This window comes from Martinezella sp. CNPSo 3964 (genome assembly GCF_057784375.1).
On record NZ_JBXSOW010000001.1, the window covers coordinates 176,011 to 195,331 of the forward strand.

General features: G+C 60.4%; 20 protein-coding genes. 2 read left to right on the top strand and 18 right to left on the bottom strand.

The window, feature by feature from the left end; genetic code table 11:
- Positions 1-229: 229 nt before the first annotated feature.
- The 3 genes from ntrC to dusB are packed head-to-tail and all read right to left on the bottom strand — an operon-like array spanning position 230 to position 3,860.
- The gene (gene ntrC, locus AC13Q5_RS00875) at positions 230-1,681 is read right to left on the bottom strand and encodes a nitrogen regulation protein NR(I) (protein WP_075852535.1); all 1,452 of its coding nucleotides are present in this window, start codon (positions 1,679-1,681) and stop codon (positions 230-232) included.
- Complete coding sequence (locus AC13Q5_RS00880) at positions 1,678-2,835, bottom strand: two-component system sensor histidine kinase NtrB (protein ID WP_075852534.1); 1,158 nt, start codon at positions 2,833-2,835, stop codon at positions 1,678-1,680. Before AC13Q5_RS00880 ends, ntrC begins: the two co-directional genes overlap by 4 nt.
- Positions 2,832-3,860 (bottom strand): tRNA dihydrouridine synthase DusB, encoded by a 1,029-nt coding sequence (dusB, locus tag AC13Q5_RS00885; RefSeq protein ID WP_488500601.1) that lies wholly within the window; start codon positions 3,858-3,860, stop codon positions 2,832-2,834. The genes AC13Q5_RS00880 and dusB overlap by 4 nt, the downstream gene beginning before the upstream one ends.
- Positions 3,861-4,082: 222 nt before the next feature.
- Here dusB and AC13Q5_RS00890 point away from each other — a divergent pair, with 222 nt between their 5' ends.
- Positions 4,083-5,303 carry a bifunctional 2-C-methyl-D-erythritol 4-phosphate cytidylyltransferase/2-C-methyl-D-erythritol 2,4-cyclodiphosphate synthase gene (locus AC13Q5_RS00890; RefSeq protein ID WP_075852667.1) on the top strand — a complete coding sequence of 407 codons (1,221 nt, stop codon included), beginning with the start codon at positions 4,083-4,085 and terminating at the stop codon, positions 5,301-5,303.
- Positions 5,303-5,797: a CinA family protein gene (locus AC13Q5_RS00895; RefSeq protein ID WP_075852532.1), complete on the top strand. Its 495-nt coding sequence runs from the start codon at positions 5,303-5,305 to the stop codon at positions 5,795-5,797. Before AC13Q5_RS00890 ends, AC13Q5_RS00895 begins: the two co-directional genes overlap by 1 nt.
- 12 nt (positions 5,798-5,809) lie before the next feature.
- Here AC13Q5_RS00895 and AC13Q5_RS00900 read toward each other — a convergent pair whose 3' ends face one another.
- From AC13Q5_RS00900 to AC13Q5_RS00970, 15 genes are all read right to left on the bottom strand, one after another.
- Positions 5,810-6,256, bottom strand: a complete 447-nt coding sequence (locus AC13Q5_RS00900) for a type II toxin-antitoxin system RatA family toxin (protein ID WP_075852531.1) — start codon at positions 6,254-6,256, stop codon at positions 5,810-5,812.
- A gap of 9 nt (positions 6,257-6,265) precedes the next feature.
- Positions 6,266-6,832: a P-loop NTPase family protein gene (locus AC13Q5_RS00905; protein WP_488500602.1), complete on the bottom strand. Its 567-nt coding sequence runs from the start codon at positions 6,830-6,832 to the stop codon at positions 6,266-6,268.
- 52 nt (positions 6,833-6,884) lie between these two features.
- Positions 6,885-7,478, bottom strand: a complete 594-nt coding sequence (locus AC13Q5_RS00910) for a P-loop NTPase family protein (protein WP_488500603.1) — start codon at positions 7,476-7,478, stop codon at positions 6,885-6,887.
- Between the two features lie 155 nt (positions 7,479-7,633).
- Complete coding sequence (gene lipA, locus AC13Q5_RS00915) at positions 7,634-8,605, bottom strand: lipoyl synthase (protein ID WP_075852528.1); 972 nt, start codon at positions 8,603-8,605, stop codon at positions 7,634-7,636.
- A 35-nt stretch (positions 8,606-8,640) separates the two neighbouring features.
- Positions 8,641-8,889, bottom strand: coding sequence for a GlsB/YeaQ/YmgE family stress response membrane protein (locus AC13Q5_RS00920; protein WP_047633309.1), 249 nt, complete (start codon positions 8,887-8,889; stop codon positions 8,641-8,643).
- A 34-nt stretch (positions 8,890-8,923) separates the two neighbouring features.
- Positions 8,924-9,178, bottom strand: coding sequence for a GlsB/YeaQ/YmgE family stress response membrane protein (locus AC13Q5_RS00925; RefSeq protein WP_075852527.1), 255 nt, complete (start codon positions 9,176-9,178; stop codon positions 8,924-8,926).
- A 55-nt stretch (positions 9,179-9,233) separates the two neighbouring features.
- A complete protein-coding gene (lpdA, locus tag AC13Q5_RS00930; protein WP_075852526.1) occupies positions 9,234-10,679 on the bottom strand; it encodes a dihydrolipoyl dehydrogenase in 1,446 nt (481 codons plus the stop codon).
- Between the two features lie 52 nt (positions 10,680-10,731).
- Positions 10,732-11,373, bottom strand: coding sequence for an SGNH/GDSL hydrolase family protein (locus AC13Q5_RS00935; RefSeq protein WP_075852525.1), 642 nt, complete (start codon positions 11,371-11,373; stop codon positions 10,732-10,734).
- Positions 11,374-11,398: 25 nt separating this feature from the next.
- Positions 11,399-12,757 carry a pyruvate dehydrogenase complex dihydrolipoamide acetyltransferase gene (locus tag AC13Q5_RS00940; RefSeq protein WP_488500604.1) on the bottom strand — a complete coding sequence of 453 codons (1,359 nt, stop codon included), beginning with the start codon at positions 12,755-12,757 and terminating at the stop codon, positions 11,399-11,401.
- Positions 12,758-12,772: 15 nt separating this feature from the next.
- Complete coding sequence (locus AC13Q5_RS00945) at positions 12,773-14,149, bottom strand: pyruvate dehydrogenase complex E1 component subunit beta (protein ID WP_075852523.1); 1,377 nt, start codon at positions 14,147-14,149, stop codon at positions 12,773-12,775.
- A gap of 15 nt (positions 14,150-14,164) precedes the next feature.
- Positions 14,165-15,208, bottom strand: coding sequence for a pyruvate dehydrogenase (acetyl-transferring) E1 component subunit alpha (gene pdhA / locus AC13Q5_RS00950; protein ID WP_075852522.1), 1,044 nt, complete (start codon positions 15,206-15,208; stop codon positions 14,165-14,167).
- A gap of 157 nt (positions 15,209-15,365) precedes the next feature.
- On the bottom strand, positions 15,366-15,677 hold the full coding sequence (locus AC13Q5_RS00955) for an FtsB family cell division protein (RefSeq protein ID WP_047633302.1): 312 nt from the start codon (positions 15,675-15,677) through the stop codon (positions 15,366-15,368).
- 218 nt (positions 15,678-15,895) lie between these two features.
- Positions 15,896-17,170, bottom strand: a complete 1,275-nt coding sequence (gene eno, locus AC13Q5_RS00960) for a phosphopyruvate hydratase (RefSeq protein ID WP_092845195.1) — start codon at positions 17,168-17,170, stop codon at positions 15,896-15,898.
- Positions 17,171-17,318: 148 nt separating this feature from the next.
- Positions 17,319-18,158 (bottom strand): 3-deoxy-8-phosphooctulonate synthase, encoded by an 840-nt coding sequence (kdsA, locus tag AC13Q5_RS00965; RefSeq protein WP_457882306.1) that lies wholly within the window; start codon positions 18,156-18,158, stop codon positions 17,319-17,321.
- Positions 18,155-19,042 (bottom strand): VOC family protein, encoded by an 888-nt coding sequence (locus tag AC13Q5_RS00970; RefSeq protein WP_488500605.1) that lies wholly within the window; start codon positions 19,040-19,042, stop codon positions 18,155-18,157. The genes kdsA and AC13Q5_RS00970 overlap by 4 nt, the downstream gene beginning before the upstream one ends.
- Positions 19,043-19,321: the final 279 nt, after the last annotated feature.

The window sequence follows — 19,321 nt, forward strand, 5'->3', positions numbered from 1 at the left end:
CCTAGTTGGCATTCATGCGAGCGACAGGCAGAGGCGTGAACTGTCGTCCGGTTTCGCACAGAAGCGAAACCTTTACTTCATGTCACTTTTGCAACAAGTTGAAAAATCAGACGAACTCTCATTCTGACGAGAGTGGGTCAGATGAATCGCCACCGCAAAAACGACGAATCTGCTGCGTGACCTTTAAGCAACGCATTGTGGCGAAAATGCAACGCATCGGATTGTGTTGTCAAGCCGTGCGCGAGCTTCTGTAAACCGAAACACCCAGTTCTCTGATCTTTTTGCGCAGCGTATTGCGATTCAGGCCCAAAAGATCGGCCGCCTTGATCTGATTGCCGCGCGTGGCGGTCAGGGCGGCGAGAATCAGCGGGTATTCCATTTCAGTTAACACGCGGTCATAGAGACCTGGGGGCGGCAGGTTCTCACCAAAGCTTGAGAAATAGGTCCGCATGTTCTCTTCCACCGCTTGGGCGATGGTCATCGTGCCAGTGCGAACCGGACCTTTTTCGATCGGGCTGTCGGGCACATCGGCGCGCAGTTCCGCGTCGATGATCTCCTTGGTGATGACATCCTGCGGATAAAGCGCCATCAGCCGGCGGATGAGATTTTCCAGTTCGCGGACGTTGCCGGGCCAGGGATAGGCCTTCATCAGCTCAAGTGCTTCCTGATCGAAGCGCTTGGAACCCAAACCTTCTTTCTCGGCCTGCTGGATGAAATGGCGCACCAGATCCGGAATATCCTCGGCGCGGTCACGCAGCGGCGGCAGGCGCAACGGCACGACGTTGAGGCGGTAATAGAGATCCTCGCGGAACAGGCCCTGATTGATCGCCTGCTTCAGATCCTTGTTGGTGGCGGCGACGATGCGGACGTCGGTGCGGATCGGCGTGCGGCCGCCGACGGTCGTATATTCGCCCTGCTGCAGCACGCGCAGCAGGCGCGTCTGCGCGTCCATCGGCATGTCGCCGATTTCATCCAAGAACAGCGTGCCACCCTCGGCCTGTTCGAAGCGGCCGGTCGAGCGGGTCTGAGCGCCGGTGAAGGCGCCCTTCTCGTGGCCGAACAGTTCGGATTCGATCAGATCGCGCGGGATCGCGGCCATGTTGATCGCCACGAACGGACCGTTGCGGCGCTTGCCGTAATCATGCAGCGCGCGCGCCACCAGCTCCTTGCCGGTGCCGGATTCGCCGGTGATCATCAGCGTCAGATCGGTCTGCATCAGGCGCGCGAGCACGCGGTAGATTTCCTGCATGGCGGCGGACCGGCCGACAAGCGGCATGCCGTCCTGCATGTCGTCATCGATCTTTGCCGGCTTGCGCTTCGGTTCGGACAGAGCGCGACCGACGATGGCAATCAGCTCGGTCAGGTCGAACGGCTTCGGCAGATAGTCGTAAGCGCCCTTTTCCGATGCCTTGATCGCCGTCATGAAGGTGTTCTGCGCGCTCATGACCAGAACAGGCAGATCCGGTCTCGCCTTCTTGATGCGCGGCAACAGGTCAAATGCGTTTTCGTCGGGCATTACGACGTCGGTTACGACAAGGTCGCCTTCGCCGGCCGAAACCCAACGCCAGAGCGTGGCGGCGTTCGACGTGATGCGGACATCGTAACCCGCGCGGCTCAAAGCCTGGTTGAGCACGGTGCGGATGGCCGCATCGTCATCGGCGACAAGGATCGTGGCTGTCATCGAGTAGTCCCTGTAGAGTTCGGAAGTGGGGCATCTTCTGAGGTGATGCCCTTGGAAGCAGGCATCAAAACGCGGAAAGTGGTGCGATGGTTCTGGCTGTCGCATTCGACGATGCCGCCGTGGTCGCCGATGATCTTGGCGACCAGCGCAAGGCCGAGGCCGGTCCCGTTCGTCTTGGTGGTGATGAACGGATCGAAGAGATGCGGCACGAGATCGGCCGGCACGCCGGGGCCGTTGTCGATGACACAGAATTCCAGCGGCAGCGATATCTTCTCCCGCGTACCGGCAACCGAGAGCCTAATGCCGGGGCGATAGGCCGTTGTCAGCATGATCTCACCATCCTGACGATCGCCGACCGCTTCGGCGGCGTTCTTCACCAGATTGAGGAAGACCTGTACGAGCTGGTCCCGGTTTGCGAAAACCGCCGGCAGCGACGGGTCGTAATTCTCGGAAATCTTGATGTTGCGGGCAAAGCCGGCCTTGGCGATTGCCTTCACATGATCGAGCACGGAATGGATATTGACAGGAACGCGATCGACCGGCCGCTCGTCGGAGAAAACCTCCATACGGTCGACCAGCGAGACGATGCGGTCGGTCTCGTCGCAGATAAGGCGCGTCAACGCGCGGTCGTCGTCCTCGACCGATTGCTCAAGCAGCTGCGCAGCACCGCGAATGCCCGAGAGTGGGTTCTTGATTTCGTGCGCCAGCATGGAGGCAAGGCCGGTGACCGAACGGGCCGCGGCGCGATGCGTCAGCTGCCGGTCGATCTTGTCCGCCATGGAGCGCTCCTGGAACACCACCACGACCGAACCGGGCGCGCTGGAAACCGGCGCGACATAGATGTCCACCAGCTTATCCTGTCCCAGTCGTGGCGAGCTCAGATCGACACGGTATTCGTTGACGGGCGCGCGGCGCTCGCGCACCTGATCGATCAAGGCGAGCAAGGGGCTGCCGAACGGTATGAAGGTGGAGATCTTGTAGCGGGACAGGTGCGAGGCGCTAGCGCCGAAGAAGGCTTCCGCCTCCCAATTGGCGAAAGCGATAAGGCCGGCCTCATCGACCATGACGACAGGGTTCTGGATCGCGTTGAGAACGGCCATGGCCACGGAGTTGGCCGGGGTGTCACCGGCGCCGGAGCTGGATTTCGAAGTCATGCAGCCTCCTGAACGCAATGGGCGAGATCGGCGCCAGCCTGCAGCGCGGCATGGAAGGATGCAGCCACTTCACCGCTTTCTTTCGACGTCATGATTTTCGCCTTGTCCGCACCTGTCGTTGCCGGCGCATAACGATCGAGATACCAGGCGAGATGCTTGCGGGCGTGGCGAATGCCGACGGCTTCGCCGTAAAATTCCAGCATCATGCGATAATGCTCGAGGGCGATTTCGACGATCTCCTGATGATTTGGCTCGCGATGGCCGGCGATCACGCCCGCATGCCACGGACGGCCCTGGCAGCCACGGCCGATCATGACGGCGTCGGCGCCGGAGCGACGCAGGATTTCCTCAGCGTCCTCAGCCGTTTCGACATCGCCATTGGCGACAAGCGGGATGGAGACGACATCGCGTACGGCGCGGATCGCATCCCAATCCGCCCTGCCCTCGTAGAACTGCATGCGCGTGCGGCCATGAATGGTGACGAGCTGAATGCCGGCCTCTTCGGCTCGGCGCGCGATATCAGGCGCGTTGATGGAGTTTTCGTCCCAGCCAAGCCGCATCTTCAGCGTCACGGGGATGTTCACCGCGCGGACGGTCGCCTCGATCAAGGTCAGCGCATGATCCGGATCGCGCATCAGCGCCGAGCCGGAATAACCGCCGATCACCTTCTTGGCGGGACAACCCATGTTGATATCAATGATATCGGCGCCATTATCGGCAGCGATCTTGGCCGCCTCGGCCATCCAATAAGCTTCTCGCCCGGCAAGCTGCACCATATGCGGCCTCAACCCGGCACTCTTCAACCGCGCCCAGGACTCGGCCGTATCCTGCACGAGCTCGCGACTGGCGACCATTTCCGTGACGACCAGACCGGCGCCGTAGCGTAATGCGAGCTGCCGGAAAGGAAGATCGGTCACGCCCGACATCGGTGCAAGGATCACGCGATTTCGGATAGGCACGGAACCGACGGAAAATGGAGCTGCAAGCTTGAGAGAAAGCAAATGATTATCTTTCGGGCACACCATATATCTGCACTATTTTTAGACACGCTTTGAAAGTTTGCCAAGGGGTTTCGAAGAATCCCGATATTTTTTGGGCAGATGCTGGAAAATACTCAGTTGAGGCGATAGACCCTGCTGAAGCAGGATCCCGTTTTGGCGATCTATTTAGCATGTGCTTGTTCAAAGGAAAGCTCTACGCTTTTCAAAGCCATGCCGCAGACCGAGCCTTTCATCCTTCGGGGGTTTATGACGCAAATGCATTCAAAGCAACCGCTGTCGGTGGGAATCGTCATCGTTGCCGCCGGGCGTGGTGAAAGGGCAGGCTCTCCCGAAGAAGGCCCCAAGCAATATCGCCCGATCGGCGGCAGAGCGGTTATTGCGCATACGCTTGAAAGATTCGTGACATGGCCACAGGCATCCAAGATCGTCGTCGTCATCCATCGCGATGACGAAAAGCTGTTGCGGGCGGCGCTGGAGCAGGTTGACGGTCTACCCGAGGTTGAGATCGCCTTCGGGGGTGCGACACGCCAGCAATCCGTGCTTGCGGGCCTTCGGCACCTGAAGGCAAGCGGCGTGACGCATGTCATGATCCATGACGCCGTTCGCCCCTTCTTCGACCATGATCTGCTGGATCGTGTTGCCATAGCATTGGCTGAGGGTGCGCCGGCCGTGTTGCCTGCCATGCCCGTCACCGACACGCTGAAACGCGGCGACGCAAACGGCCTGGTCGTCGATACCGTGCCTCGCGCCGGCCTTCACGCCGCGCAGACACCGCAATCCTTCCGCTTCGTCGATATTCTCGCCGCACATGAGAAAGCCGAAGCCGACGGCAAGGTTGATTTCACCGACGATGCGGCGATTGCGGAATGGTGCGGCCTGCCTGTGACATTGGTGACGGGCAGTGCGGACAACGTAAAACTGACGATCAAGAGGGATATTGCCATGGCCGATGAAAAGCTCAGTGCCGGGTTGCTGCCCGATGTGCGCACCGGCAATGGCTATGACGTGCATCAGCTGGAGCCGGGCGATGGCGTTACCCTTTGCGGCGTCTTCATTCCGCACGACCAGAAGCTGAAGGGGCATTCGGACGCCGATGTCGCCCTGCATGCCCTGACGGATGCCCTGCTTGCCACCTGCGGCGCCGGCGATATCGGCGATCATTTCCCGCCCTCCGATCCGCAATGGAAGGGCGCCCCTTCCCGTATCTTCATCGAGCACGCGGCAAAGATCGTGCGCGAGCGCGGCGGCACCATCATGAATGCGGATGTCTCGCTGATCGCCGAAGCCCCGAAAGTCGGGCCGCATCGCGACGTCATGCGCGCAAGGCTATCGGAGTTTCTCGGCATCAGCATCGATCGCTGTTCGGTCAAGGCAACCACAAACGAGAAGATCGGCTTCGTCGGTCGCCGCGAAGGCATCGCGGCGATCGCGACGGCGACCGTCGTCTATCGCGGAGGCAAGGCATAATGCATTTTCCGGAGGAGATTCTCGCGCTCGCGCAAAAGATCGTCACAGACTTCACGGCCAGGGGCTGGATGGTCGCGACAGCCGAATCCTGCACCGGCGGATTGATCGCCGGCGCGCTGACAGAGATCCCCGGCTCCTCCGCCGTCGTCGATCGCGGTTTCGTCACCTACACCAATACCGCCAAGATGGAGATGCTCGGCGTGCAGGAGCAGACGCTGGCGCAGTTCGGTGCTGTCTCGAAGGAAACGGCGCTGCAGATGGTGCATGGCGCCCTCTTCCGCTCCCGGGCCGATTTCGCCGTGGCGGTAACGGGTATCGCCGGCCCTGGCGGCGGCTCCGCGGAAAAGCCGGTGGGGCTCGTCCACCTCGCCGCCAAGGCGCGCAGCGGCGGCCTCATCCATCACGAAATGCGCTATGGCGATATCGGCCGCGACAAGGTTCGGCTCGCCACCTTGAATACGGCGCTGGAGATGCTCGTCACGCTCGGTCAGTAACCGAGCGTAGCTTCAAGCATAGATCTTGCTCGCGCGTGTTTCGAAGGCATCCGTGAACATGCGGAAGGCCCGATCGAACATCGATCCCATCAGAGCGCCGAGAATGCGGCTCTTGAATTCGTAATCGATGAAGAAATCAATGACGCTGCCGCCATTGTCCGACGGCGTAAAGCGCCAGCGATTGTCGAGATATTTGAATGGGCCGTCAATGTACTTGACGTCGATGGCGCGCTCCGCCTTGTTTAGCAGCACCTGCGTCGTGAAGGTCTCGCGGATCGCCTTGTAACCGACGGTCATGTCGGCAACGAGCAAGACCTTGCCGTCGCGCTCCTTGCGGCTGCGGACCGTGAGTGCCTCGCAAAGCGGCAGGAATTCCGGATAACGCTCCACGTCGGCGACGAGGTCGAACATCTGATCGGGCGAATGGGGAACGGGGCGATGGGTTTCGAACTGAGGCATGAGCCGCAATTAAGCAGGACAGCCAAGAAGATCAAGAAGCTGACGCATTTCGCCGCGGGATTTCAGCTGCAAAACGGGGACATCCGGGCCATGCTGTGCTAGGCTCGCCAGAACCTTCGGCGCAGATTTCTGCTCCCAATCCCATATGTAGCGCAGAAACTCCCAATCGATGCGTTCGGGGCACCCTGGGGCCATATCGGGGCGCGACCGCCCCAGCCATCGCAGTGCCCTCGACAAAGCGCCCCATATGCAGATCCAGCGCGGCATGCGCACCCAAAGCACAAGCTCGGTGCGCGGCAATCTGAGATCGAAGCTGGATGGTCCCGTTCCATCGATCAGCCAGCGACCCTCGGCAACCTTCGCCGCAATAAGCGCACGTTCCTCCGCCTTGTCTCTCTTCACCCAGCCCGGCAGCCAGAAAAACTCCCGATCCATGGAGACATAGGGCAAATCCAGAAAAGCAACGATCTTCCGCGCCAATGTCGACTTGCCGCCGCCGGAACAGCCCATGATAAGGATGCGATCGGCCGCCCTGAGATGGGCCGCGCCCTCAGCTATGCTGCTCAATTCCTGCATATGTCACCTCCGGCAACCGAGTGAGCACAATAATTTGAATGTCTGGCAGCGCCTATGCGGGTTTTGCGAGCAAATCGAGCAATTCGCTCATTTGCCGGCGACTGGTCAATTGGAGGACAGGCACATCAGGTCCATGCTGGGCGAGCCCAGCCAGAACTCTTGGCGCAAACTTCTCCTCGAACGTCCAGATGAAACGAAGAAATTCCCAGTCGACCTTCTCGACGCAGCCTGGCGCCATTTCCGGGCGCGTGCGGCCCATCCATTTGATCCAACGGGACACCGCTCCCCATACGCATAACAATCGCGGCATCCGCACCCAGATGACGAAATCCGTGCGCGGCAGACGCACATCGAATGTCGAGGGATTGGTGCCATCCAGGATCCATCGCTCTTCCTGAACCCTGGCTGCGATGATGGCGCGCTGCTCGTCCTTTGCGCGCTCGACCCAGCCCGGCAGCCACAGGACGTCGCGATCGATCGAGACATAGGTGAGGCCAAAACGGGCGGCAATCTTCTGCGACAGGGTCGATTTGCCGCCGCCGGAGCAGCCCATGACGAGGATTCGGTTCGCCCTGCGGATATGATCGGCCGCCGCTTCGGTATCGACGGCACGCAAAAGCGCCTGCGGCGCAACAATATGCTCCACGGTTCAGCTCCATAGTCGATTCTAAAGCGCCGATACCGGTGACAAACGGCGGCGCGTTGCTTAGGCCGGGTCGATGACAAATGAATGACAGAACAAAAAAACCGCGGCACAATCGCCGCGGCTCGTTCGGATGACAGAATGTAATCCTGGTGCGCTTATTCGGCAGCCAGCAGCAGCTTCTTTTCGCGAGCGGCACGCAGACGTTCGAAATCATCGCCGGCGTGATGCGAGGAGCGCGTCAGCGGGCTCGAGGCGACCATCAGGAAGCCCTTGGTGTAAGCCACTGTTTCGTAGGACTTGAACTCTTCCGGCGTGACGAAGCTCATCACCTGGTGATGCTTGCGCGTCGGCTGCAGGTATTGGCCGATGGTCAGGAAGTCGACATCGGCGGTGCGCAGGTCGTCCATCAGCTGCAGCACTTCATTGCGCTCCTCGCCGAGGCCGACCATGATGCCCGACTTGGTGAACATCGTGGGATCGAGTTCCTTGACCCGCTGCAGCAGACGAACGGAATGGAAATAACGCGCGCCGGGGCGAACCTTCAGGTAGTTGCCGGGCACGGTTTCCAGATTGTGATTGAAGACGTCGGGCTTTGCGGCAACGACGCGCTCCAGGGCGCCCGGCTTCTTCAGGAAGTCCGGCGTGAGGATCTCGATCGTCGTTGCCGGCGAAGCGGCGCGGATCGCCCAGATCACTTTCTCGAAGTGCTCGGCGCCGCCATCTTCCAGATCATCGCGGTCGACCGAGGTGATGACGACGTGGCTGAGGCCCATCTCCTTGACAGCCTTGGCGACATTCTCCGGCTCGGCCATGTCGAGCGCATTCGGCTTGCCGGTCGCGACGTTGCAGAAGGCGCAGGCGCGGGTACAGATCTCGCCCATGATCATGAAGGTGGCGTGCTTCTTGTCCCAGCACTCGCCGATATTCGGGCAGCCGGCCTCCTCGCAGACCGTGACGAGCTTGTGCTCCTTCACGATCGAGCGGGTTTCGGCGTAACCCTTCGATGTCGGCGCCTTCACACGGATCCAATCCGGCTTGCGCAGGACTTCCGTATCAGGCCGATGGGCCTTTTCCGGGTGTCGCACGCGCTTGGCGTCCGGGTTGATCGTGTCGAGAATGGTGACCATGAAACGTCTACTTTCCGCCGCTCAGATGCGGCCCTTCATCGCCGAGCGAATTTGGCGAGGAATATCAGAATACATGCACCGATGAAACCGGTGATGAAAAAGCCGAGCCGGCCGCCGGGTATGCCGACATGCAGGGCTGTCATGAGCCCCGCAGCGACCACCGAGCCGGCGATACCGAGGATGATGTTCAGGATGATCCCGTAGCGCGCGTCCATCAGCTTGCCCGCGAGCCAGCCCGCAAGACCGCCGATGATGATCAGACCCAACCAACCGACACTTTCCATCAAACCCTCGTTTCAGGCCTATTGCTGAGGTGCCCTAAGCGATCAATCTCGCCAACAACACCACGATGATCGCGCCGACCGTGGCATGGATGATCTCCACGACCAGCGCATTTTGAATGCCGAGCGAAATCCCAAAATAATGAAACAGGAAACCACCCACGAAAGCGCCGATCACGCCGCTCACCAGACAACTGATGAGCCCGCCTCCACCAACGATCAGGCTGGCGAGAAAACCCGCGACCAGCCCGATGAGAAGAAAGACGATCCAACCTTCCGTCGTGATAGACATGTTGATTTCCTTTCCTGTTTTCCACCCCCTGGATAAAGGGCATGGCAGGAAATTATCAAGCGTTCAGCACCCGGCCGTAGGCGTCCAGCACGGCTTCCTTCATCGTTTCCGAAACGGTCGGATGCGGGAAGATCGTGTGCATCAGTTCTTCTTCCGTCGTCTCCAGGTTCATCGCAACGACGAAGCCCTGGATGAGTTCGGTCACTTCGGCGCCGACCATATGCGCGCCGAGGAGCTCGCCGGTCTTCTTGTCGAATATGACCTTGCAGAGACCCTGATCTTCGCCGAGCGCAATCGCCTTGCCGTTGGCAACGAAGGAGAAACGGCCGACGCGGATGTCGCGGCCGAGTTCCTTGGCCTTGGCTTCAGTGAGGCCGACGGAAGCGACCTGCGGCTGGCAATAGGTGCAGCCCGGAACCTTGCTCTTGTCGGTCGGATGGACGTTCGGCAGGCCGGCGATCTTTTCGATGCAGACGACCCCTTCGTGCTCGGCCTTGTGCGCCAGCATCGGCGGGCCGGCGACGTCGCCGATCGCATAGATGCCAGGAACATTCGTCTTGCCGTAGCCGTCGATGACCACGCAGCCGCGATCGGTCTTCACGCCCAGTGCCTCAAGGCCGAGGTTCTCGATATTGCCCTGCACGCCGACGGCGGAGATCATGCGGTCGGCAACGATCTGCTGAACCTTGCCGTCTTCGGTTTCGACATGGGCGGTGATCGAATTGGCGGCCTTGTCGACCTTCGTGACCTTCGCCTTGGTGAAGATCTTCAGGCCGCGCTTCTCGAGCTGCTTGCGGGCGATACCGGAGATTTCGGCGTCTTCGACGGGCATGATGGTCGGCATGACTTCGACGACGGTGACATCGACGCCCATCGAGCGATAGAAGCTTGCGAATTCGATGCCGATAGCACCAGAGCCCATCACGAGCAGCGACTTCGGCAGGAAGTCCGGCTTCAGCGCTTCGAAATAGGTCCAGATCAGCTTGCCGTCCGGCTCGATGCCCGGCAGCGCACGCGGGCGGGCGCCGGTCGCGACGATGATGTGCTTGGCGGTATAAGTGCCTTCGCCCTTGACGTTCTTCGGCAACGGATGCTGCGGCTCGACGACGGGCTTCGTCGACTTGCCGACGACGATCTCGCCGGGCTTGGTGATCTTGGCTTCGCCCCAGATCACATCGACCTTGTTCTTCTTCATCAGGAAGCCGACGCCCTGGTTGAGGCGGGCGGAGACGCCGCGCGAGCGGGCGACCACTGCCTTCACATCCGCGCTCACCTTGCCTTCGAGAACGAGGCCGTAATCCTTCAGATGGTTGGAATGATCGAGAATTTCGGCTGAACGGAGCAGTGCCTTAGTGGGAATGCAGCCCCAGTTGAGGCAGATGCCGCCCAGGTGTTCGCGCTCGACGATCGCGGTCTTCAGGCCAAGCTGGCCGGCGCGCACGGCGGCGACATAACCGCCCGGACCGGAGCCGATGATAATGACGTCGTAATTCTCAGCCATGTGTTTCCTGCCTTATTGCTGGCGGCGGATCAGAGCCGGCGCCTTGAATTTATCAGAGACCGAGCATCATCCGCACGATCGGCTCGAGGCCGCGACCGAGCGCCCGGGTGTTTTCCGCATCGAGATGAACGCCATCGAGCGGCGTGGTGACGGCGACCGTATTGGCATCGAAAAAGCCGCATCCGAGTTCATCCGCCAGATCGCCATAGAGCGTCGGCAGCTTGGCCGATTCCTTGATTGCGCCGAGAAAGCTGGCCGCAAAGGCGGCATTGGCCGTCTCGGTGATTGCAGGCGGGGCGACGATGAGGATATCGGGCACCTCGTAGTCGAACCCCCAGGCATGATTGCGCACGAGCTGAACCAGCCGGCTGATACCCTGCAGAGCGGCGAAGGCCGAACCGGCGACAACCGGCTTCATGTCGTTGGTGCCGAGCATGATGATGACGAGATCGAGCGGATTGTGGCTCTGCAGAATCGTCGGCAAGATCCTCGCGCCGTTGCGATCGCAATCGGCGAGATGATCGTCGAAAGCGGTCGTGCGGCCGTTCAGCCCTTCCGGGATGATGCGTACCTGGTTGCCGAGCGCCTTTTGCAGCACGCTCGGCCACCGATCTTCATAGGCATGACGGCCGACCGTTTCGGCACTGTAGCCCCATGTCAGCGAGTCGCCATAACACAGAACAGTCTTGGTCATTCATGCCTCCGTGTCAGAACAAGGCTCAGACGAGCATCCCCATCGGATTTTCGATGTAGCCCTTGAAGGCCGCCAGAAGCTCGGCGCCGAGCGCACCATCGACGGCACGATGGTCGGTCGACAGCGTGACGGTCATCACGTTGGCAATCACCATTTCACCCTTCTTGACGATGACACGCTGCTCGCCCGCGCCGACGGCCAGGATGGTCGCATGCGGCGGGTTGACGACGGCGGCGAAGTTCTTGACGCCCATCATGCCCATGTTCGACACGGCAGTCGTACCGCCCTGGTACTCCTCAGGCTTCAGCTTGCGCTCCTTGGCGCGCTTGCCGTAGTCCTTCATCTCGTTGGAGATGGTCGAGAGCGTCTTCTGCTCGGCGCTGCGGATGATCGGCGTGATCAGGCCGCCCGGAATGGAGACGGCGACGCCGACATCGGCATGCTTGTGCTTGACCATGGCGCTGTCGGTCCAGGAGACGTTGGCATCCGGAACATCGCGCAGCGCCAGCGCCAGGGCCTTGATGACCATGTCGTTGACCGAGAGCTTGTAGGCCGGAACGCCGTCCTTCGACTTCGGTGCGGAATCGTTGAGCTGTGTGCGGAGCGCTAGCAGCGCGTCGAGTTCGCAATCGACCGAAACGTAGAAGTGCGGGATCGTCTGCTTGGATTCCTGCAGGCGCTTGGCGATGGTCTTGCGCATGCCGTCATGCGGCACGAGCTCGTAGGAACCCTGCTCGAACAGCTTGAGGACGGCGTCGTCGGACATGCCCTTCGGCGCGACCGGAGCAGTGGCGGCAGCCGGCTGTACGGCCGGTGCGGCGGCGGGAGCAGCCTTGGCGGTGCCGCCGGAAACCGCAGCTTCGATGTCCTTCTTGACGACGCGGCCATGCGGGCCGGTGCCGGAAACCGCAGTCACATCGATGCCGGATTCCTTGGCTAGGCGGCGTGCAAGCGGCGAAGCGAAGGTGCGATGACCGTCGTTTGCTGCCGAAGCCGATGCAACGGGTGCAGGTGCAGCCGCAGGAGCCGAAACGCTTGCCGGAGCCGAAGCTGCCGCGGGAGCGGCTTCCGCCTTCGGAGCTTCCTTGGCGGCCGGAGCAGCACCGGCGCCAGCGCCGGAAGCTGCAGCCGCGACATCTTCGCCATCGGCAGCAAGCACGGCGATCAGGGCATTGACCTTCACGCCTTCGGTGCCGGCGGGAACGACGATCTTGGCGACCGTGCCCTCATCGACAGCCTCGACTTCCATCGTTGCCTTGTCAGTCTCGATCTCGGCGATGACATCGCCGGACTTGATCTTGTCGCCTTCCTTGACCAGCCACTTGGCGAGGTTACCCTCTTCCATGGTCGGCGAGAGGGCAGGCATGGTGATGTTGATAGGCATCGATGAGCCCTCCCCTTACTTGTAGCAAACGGCCTTCACCGCATCGACCACTTCGGCGACGCTCGGGAGCGCCAGCTTTTCGAGGTTGGCGGCGTATGGCATGGGTACGTCCTTGCCAGCGATCGTCAGGATCGGCGCATCGAGATAGTCGAAGGCCTGCTGCATGACGCGGGTGGCGATTTCCGTGCCGACGGAGGACTGCGGGTAGCCTTCCTCGACGGTGACCAGGCGGCCGGTCTTCTTGACCGATTCGATGATCGTCGGAAGATCCATCGGGCGGATGGTGCGCAGGTCGATGAGTTCGACATCGATGCCCTGGGCTTCCAGCTCGGCGACGGCCTTGGTGGCATAGGTCATGCCGATGCCGAAGGAGACGACCGTGACGTCCTTGCCCGGACGGTGAATACGGGCCTTGCCGATCGGCAGAACGAAGTTATCAAGCTTCGGCACATCGAAGTGCTGACCGTAGAGGATTTCGTTCTCAAGGAAGATGACCGGGTTCGGATCGCGGATGGCAGCCTTGAGCAGGCCCTTGGCGTCGGCTGCCGTGTAGGGCATGACGACCTTGAGGCCCGGAATATGGCTATACCAAGCGGCGTAATCCTGGCTGTGCTGGGCGCCGACGCGAGCCGCTGCACCGTTCGGGCCGCGGAAGACGATCGGAGCGCCCATCTGGCCGCCGGACATGTAGAGCGTCTTGGCGGCGGAGTTGATGATCTGGTCGATCGCCTGCATGGCGAAGTTGAAGGTCATGAACTCGACGATCGGGCGAAGGCCGGCCATCGCAGCGCCGACGCCGATACCGGCAAAGCCATGCTCGGTGATCGGGGTGTCGATGACGCGGCGGTCGCCGAATTCCTGCAGCAGCCCCTGGGTGACCTTGTAGGCGCCCTGGTATTCCGCGACTTCTTCACCCATGACGAAGACATCCGCGTTGGCGCGCATTTCTTCGGCCATTGCGTCGCGCAGTGCTTCACGCACTGTCATCGACACCATTTCCGTGCCGGCCGGAATTTCCGGATCGGCGGCGGCGGCAACCTTCGGCTGAGCCGGGACCGATGCGGCAGCCGGCGCCGGAGCGGCAGCTTCGGTCTTTGCCGGCTCGGCGGCAGGTGCAGCCTTGGCAGAGGAAATAGCGTCTGCGGATTCACCGTCCTGCAGCAGGATGGCGATCTTGGTATTGACCTTGACGCCTTCGGTGCCGGCGTCGATCAGCAACTTGCCGATCGTGCCCTCGTCGACGGCTTCCACTTCCATGGTGGCCTTGTCGGTTTCGATTTCGGCAATGACGTCACCGGAAACGACCTTGTCGCCTTCCTTCTTGAGCCATTTCGAAAGGGTACCCTCTTCCATCGTCGGAGAAAGGGCGGGCATGAGAATGTCGATGGGCATAGTGTCCCTCCCCGATTAGAGCAGAATGTCGGTGTAGAGCTCGGATGCATCCGGCTCCGGATCGTTCTGGGCAAAATCGGCGCTGTCGGCTACGATTTCGCGGACATCCTTGTCGATATCCTTCAGATCGTCTTCGGTCGCCCAGCCCTTTTCGATAAGGCGGGCACGAACCTGCTCGATCGGGTCATGCTCGGAGCGCATCTTCTGCACTTCGTCCTTGGAGCGGTACTTCGCCGGGTCGGACATGGAGTGACCACGGTAGCGGTAGGTCAGCATTTCCAGGATGATCGGGCCTTTGCCGGAACGGCAATGCGCAACGGCTTCGTCAGCCGCGGCCTTGACGGCGCGAACATCCATGCCGTCGACCTGGAGGCCGGGAATGCCGAAGGAGGCGCCGCGCTTGGAGAAATCGGCCTGCGCAGTGGCGCGAGCGGTCGACGTACCCATGGCGTAGCGGTTGTTTTCGATCACGAAGATAACCGGCAGCTTCCAGAGCTGCGCCATGTTGAAGCTTTCGTAGACCTGGCCCTGGTTGGCGGCGCCGTCACCGAAATAAGCAACGCTGACATTGTCGTTGCCGCGATACCAGTTGGCGAAACCAAGACCGGTGCCGAGCGAGACCTGAGCGCCGACGATGCCGTGACCGCCGTAGAAATTCTTTTCCTTGGAGAACATGTGCATCGAGCCGCCCTTCCCTCGGGAATAGCCGCCCTGGCGTCCGGTGAGCTCAGCCATGACGCCACGTGCGCTCATGCCGGTTGCCAGCATGTGGCCGTGGTCGCGATAACCGGTGATGACCTGGTCGCCATCCTTCAGCGCCAGCTGCATGCCGACGACGACTGCTTCCTGGCCGATATAAAGGTGACAGAAACCGCCGATGAAGCCCATGCCGTAAAGCTGGCCGGCCTTCTCTTCGAAACGGCGGATCAGGAGCATCTCACGATAAGCCTTGAGCTCCGCATCACGATCGAAATCTGCGATCGGGCCGCCATTGGTTTCCTTGGCAGGCCTTGATGCTGTCTTACGGCTGGAAACGGTCGCGTTTTTTCGCGGCGCCATACAACCCTCCCTGTGTGAGTAGCCTCGTTTTGTGGTGAGGCGTAACATAGGCAAGATTGTTCGCCACAGCAATGCTATAATTGCATGGCTCATATTCATTGCAAGCTACTGATATAACTCGCAAAAATTCGATTAACCGAAATTCGGTTAATTATGGCTATTTATTGAAGATGACGATCTCGTTCGCCTTGGAATAGGTCAGCTGATAGCGCGCATATTGGTCGAGCATATCCTTGTCCAGGGAACCATCGCTCAGCAAGGCAACCTCCTTTTCAAGGTGCTCGCGCTTGGCGACAAGATCAGCCAGCTCCTTGGCGCGATCGATGCGGCGCTGCTCAAAAACCTCGGTTGCCTTCAGGCCGTAATCGCCATGAATGCAATGATAACCGAAGTAGCTCACAAAAGCGATGGTGATGGCGGGAAGGATGAGACGGCCGAACCTTCTCTTCTTATGATACTTTGTCCACATACTCGCTCGAACGCTCTGGCTTTACGCGATCTCGGTTCAAGGCCAATGCAGCCCGCAACAAGATCACATCAAATCAAACACCTAAAGCTAATTTATCCGGCAGAGATTAACCGTCCGTTGACTCTAACTGCACGGTCCAACAAAAAACCGCGCCCGGAGGCGCGGTTCGACTTCACTGAAGGCTATGCCGCGGATCCAAAGAGATCCGCGGGATATTATCAGCCGCGCAGAATGGAGCGGCCGGCATACTTTGCCTGCGGGCCGAGCGCTTCTTCGATGCGGATCAGCTGGTTGTATTTGGCGAGACGATCGGAGCGCGACAGCGAGCCGGTCTTGATCTGACCGCAGTTGGTGGCAACGGCGAGATCGGCGATCGTGGAATCTTCCGTTTCGCCCGAACGGTGCGACATGACGGCCGTGTAGTTGGCCTTATGCGCGGTCTCGACGGCGTCGAGGGTCTCGGTCAGTGAGCCGATCTGGTTGACCTTGACGAGGATCGAGTTGGCAACGCCCATGCGGATACCGTCGCGCAGGCGAGCGGAGTTGGTGACGAACAGGTCGTCGCCGACGAGCTGGGTCTTCTTGCCGATCAGGTCGGTGAGCGTCTTCCAGCCTTCCCAGTCGTCTTCGGCCATGCCGTCTTCGATCGAAACGATCGGGTACTTGGCGGCGAGCTCGGCGAGGTATTCAGCCATGGCGCCAGATTCCAGCGTGCGGCCTTCGCCTTCGAGCACGTACTTGCCGTCCTTGAAGAATTCGGTCGAGGCGCAATCAAGGCCGAGAGCGATTTCTTCACCCGGCTTGTAGCCGGCCTTTTCGATGGACTTCATGATGAAGTCGAGAGCTGCCGGAGCGCTAGAGAGGCCTGGTGCGAAACCGCCTTCGTCGCCAACGTTGGTGTTATGGCCCTGCGAAGCCAGTTCCTTCTTCAGAACGTGGAAGATTTCCGAGCCCATGCGAACGGCGTCGCGGATGGATTCTGCACCAACCGGCAGGATCATGAATTCCTGGAAGTCGATCGGGTTGTCGGCATGGGCGCCGCCGTTGATGATGTTCATCATCGGGACCGGCAGCAGGCGGGCATGAGCGCCGCCGACATAGCGGTAGAGCGGCAGGTTGGCGCTCTGGGCAGCAGCCTTGGCGACGGCGAGCGAGACGCCAAGGATCGCGTTTGCACCGAGGCGGGATTTGTTCGGCGTGCCGTCGAGTTCGATCATGATGTTGTCGAGCTGGATCTGGTTCTCGGCATCCATGCCGCCGATCGCGTCGAAGATTTCCGAATTGACGGCTTCGACGGCCTTCTCGACACCCTTGCCATGGTAGCGCTTGCCGCCATCGCGAAGCTCGACGGCTTCATGCGCGCCGGTCGATGCACCCGACGGAACCGCCGCGCGGCCCATGCTGCCATCTTCGAGGTAGACATCGACTTCGACAGTCGGATTGCCACGGCTGTCGAGAATCTCGCGGGCGATAATGTCGGTGATTGCGGTCATGATAGCTTCCTGCTCGCTGGTTTATAAATCGATTTAAATCGTCTTAATCGAAGGCGCGGAAATTACAATGGCGATCCGCGCCGCGATTTCGCACTCCTTCAGGCCCGTAACGCAAATTCATGTCAGCCTGTTGAATGCTGGCTACGTTTCAGGCCTTGGCGATGGCGTCGAAGGCCAACAGCTTCTCCAGAAGCCGCGGCATATCCTTCAGATAGACCATATTCGGGCCATCCGACGGTGCATTATCTGGATCCTCATGCGTCTCGACGAACACGCCGGCAACGCCGACGGCGACGGCCGCGCGCGCCAGCGTCTCGACGAATCGGCGATCACCGCCGGTCGAGCCGCCCTGCCCGCCGGGCTGCTGCACCGAGTGGGTCGCATCGAAAATAACCGGCGCGCCCATCGCCGCCATGATCGGCAGCGAGCGCATGTCGGAAACAAGCGTGTTGTAACCAAAGGAAGCGCCGCGTTCGCACAGAAGAATATTCGGATTGCCGCTCTCGTTCAGCTTGGCCAGCACGTTCTTCATATCCCAGGGGGCGAGGAACTGACCCTTCTTGACGTTGACCACGCGGCCAGTCTTGGCCGCGGCAACCAAAAGGTCGGTCTGGCGCGACAGGAAGGCTGGGATCTGCAGGATATCGACCGTCTTGGCGACGATCGCGCACTGCTCTTCCGTATGAATGTCGGTCAGGACCGGAAAGCCGTATTCCTTCTTCAGGTCGGCAAAAATCTCCAATCCCTTTTCTATTCCAAGACCTCGACCGGCTTTCAGCGAGGTGCGGTTAGCTTTGTCATAAGACGACTTGTAAACAAGTCCGATGCCGAGCTTGCCGCAAAGCTCCTTTAGGACGCCGGCAACCATGAACGCATGGTCGCGGCTTTCCATTGCACATGGGCCGGCGATCAGCGACAGCTTGGCAGTGTTGGAAAAGAGGACCTTGGAGGCACCCTCGCCGACGGTGACTTCGGAATTTGTGCTCATGCTATCTCCTCGAAGGCGAACAACGCGCCCTCACCGGGCGCCAGTCTCGCCAATATACGATTGTTCTTACGCGTATAGGTGACGCCGTTAGCAGTGAAATGCGACGATGTCACGGAAAGATCGCGCGTTTTAAAAAGGATTGCCCGCGCACGCAGGCCCGGATCGTTGCCGCGAACAGGCAGATCATAGAAAGCCTCCATTCCCTCCGGCGTCAAAATCTCCAGATCGGCATTGGCAGCCCTGATCGTCAGGCCAAAGGAATGCGTCATGATCTGCGGGCCGCCGACAACCTCTTCGAAGAAGCTGCGATACACCGCCGGCTTCGGTGCGCTGAGCGCCACCCGTCCGATGCCGGTCACACCGTTCTCGTGACGCTCGAGCACGCTGCGGTCGGCGGGCAAGGCATTGATGCGCTGACAGCAGAAGGCGAGAAAATCCGGCGCGCGCAGATCGGCGGCGAAGGCAAGACGAAAGCCGGCCATGGTTTCCGTTCCGTCCGGCATCTTCATGGGACGGGAGAAATCCAGCATCTGCCCCGCCGAAATCGCAGCCGCTTTGAAACGCCCGTCATCAGCCACCGCATCATCCGTGCCGAACACCACGGCCGAGAAGCCATCCTCTCCGACCCGGAAGCGAAAAGCCTGGTCGCGCGCAACGAAAACATTGCCGTCCACGATGCTCTTCTCGCACTGCTCCGGAGATGCCACGCCCAGAGGTTCGAGATAGGTTTTGTCGGCAAGGAAAACGCAGGCATTCTGCGTGCCAAAGGGATGGCGCGCATCCGGAGCCACCGTGAAACCGAGCTTGCCGAGGCGTTCGCGCGCCAGAGCGATATTGACGGTCGGCAGTACGAGATGATCCAGCGGATGCGGGGACGAAATCATGGTTCCTCCTGTTTGCCTGCGGCAACAGATTTGCGCCCATCCCTCGCGCAATTCAAGATGGAAGCACGGAGCGCCCGAAGCGCACGACATGAACCGAACGCAATCTCGCAAACGTGATTGCTGATTCTCTCCTATAGCCGGCTTATTCGGTGACCCACCACATTCATCCAAGTCTTGAGCATACCGGCCGAACGACAAAGCCCTGGAAGCAGGCAGAGCGGCATTTCCCATATTTTTCGTTGGGTTAGCGCAGACATAGCGCCGCGATGCTCCGAGCCT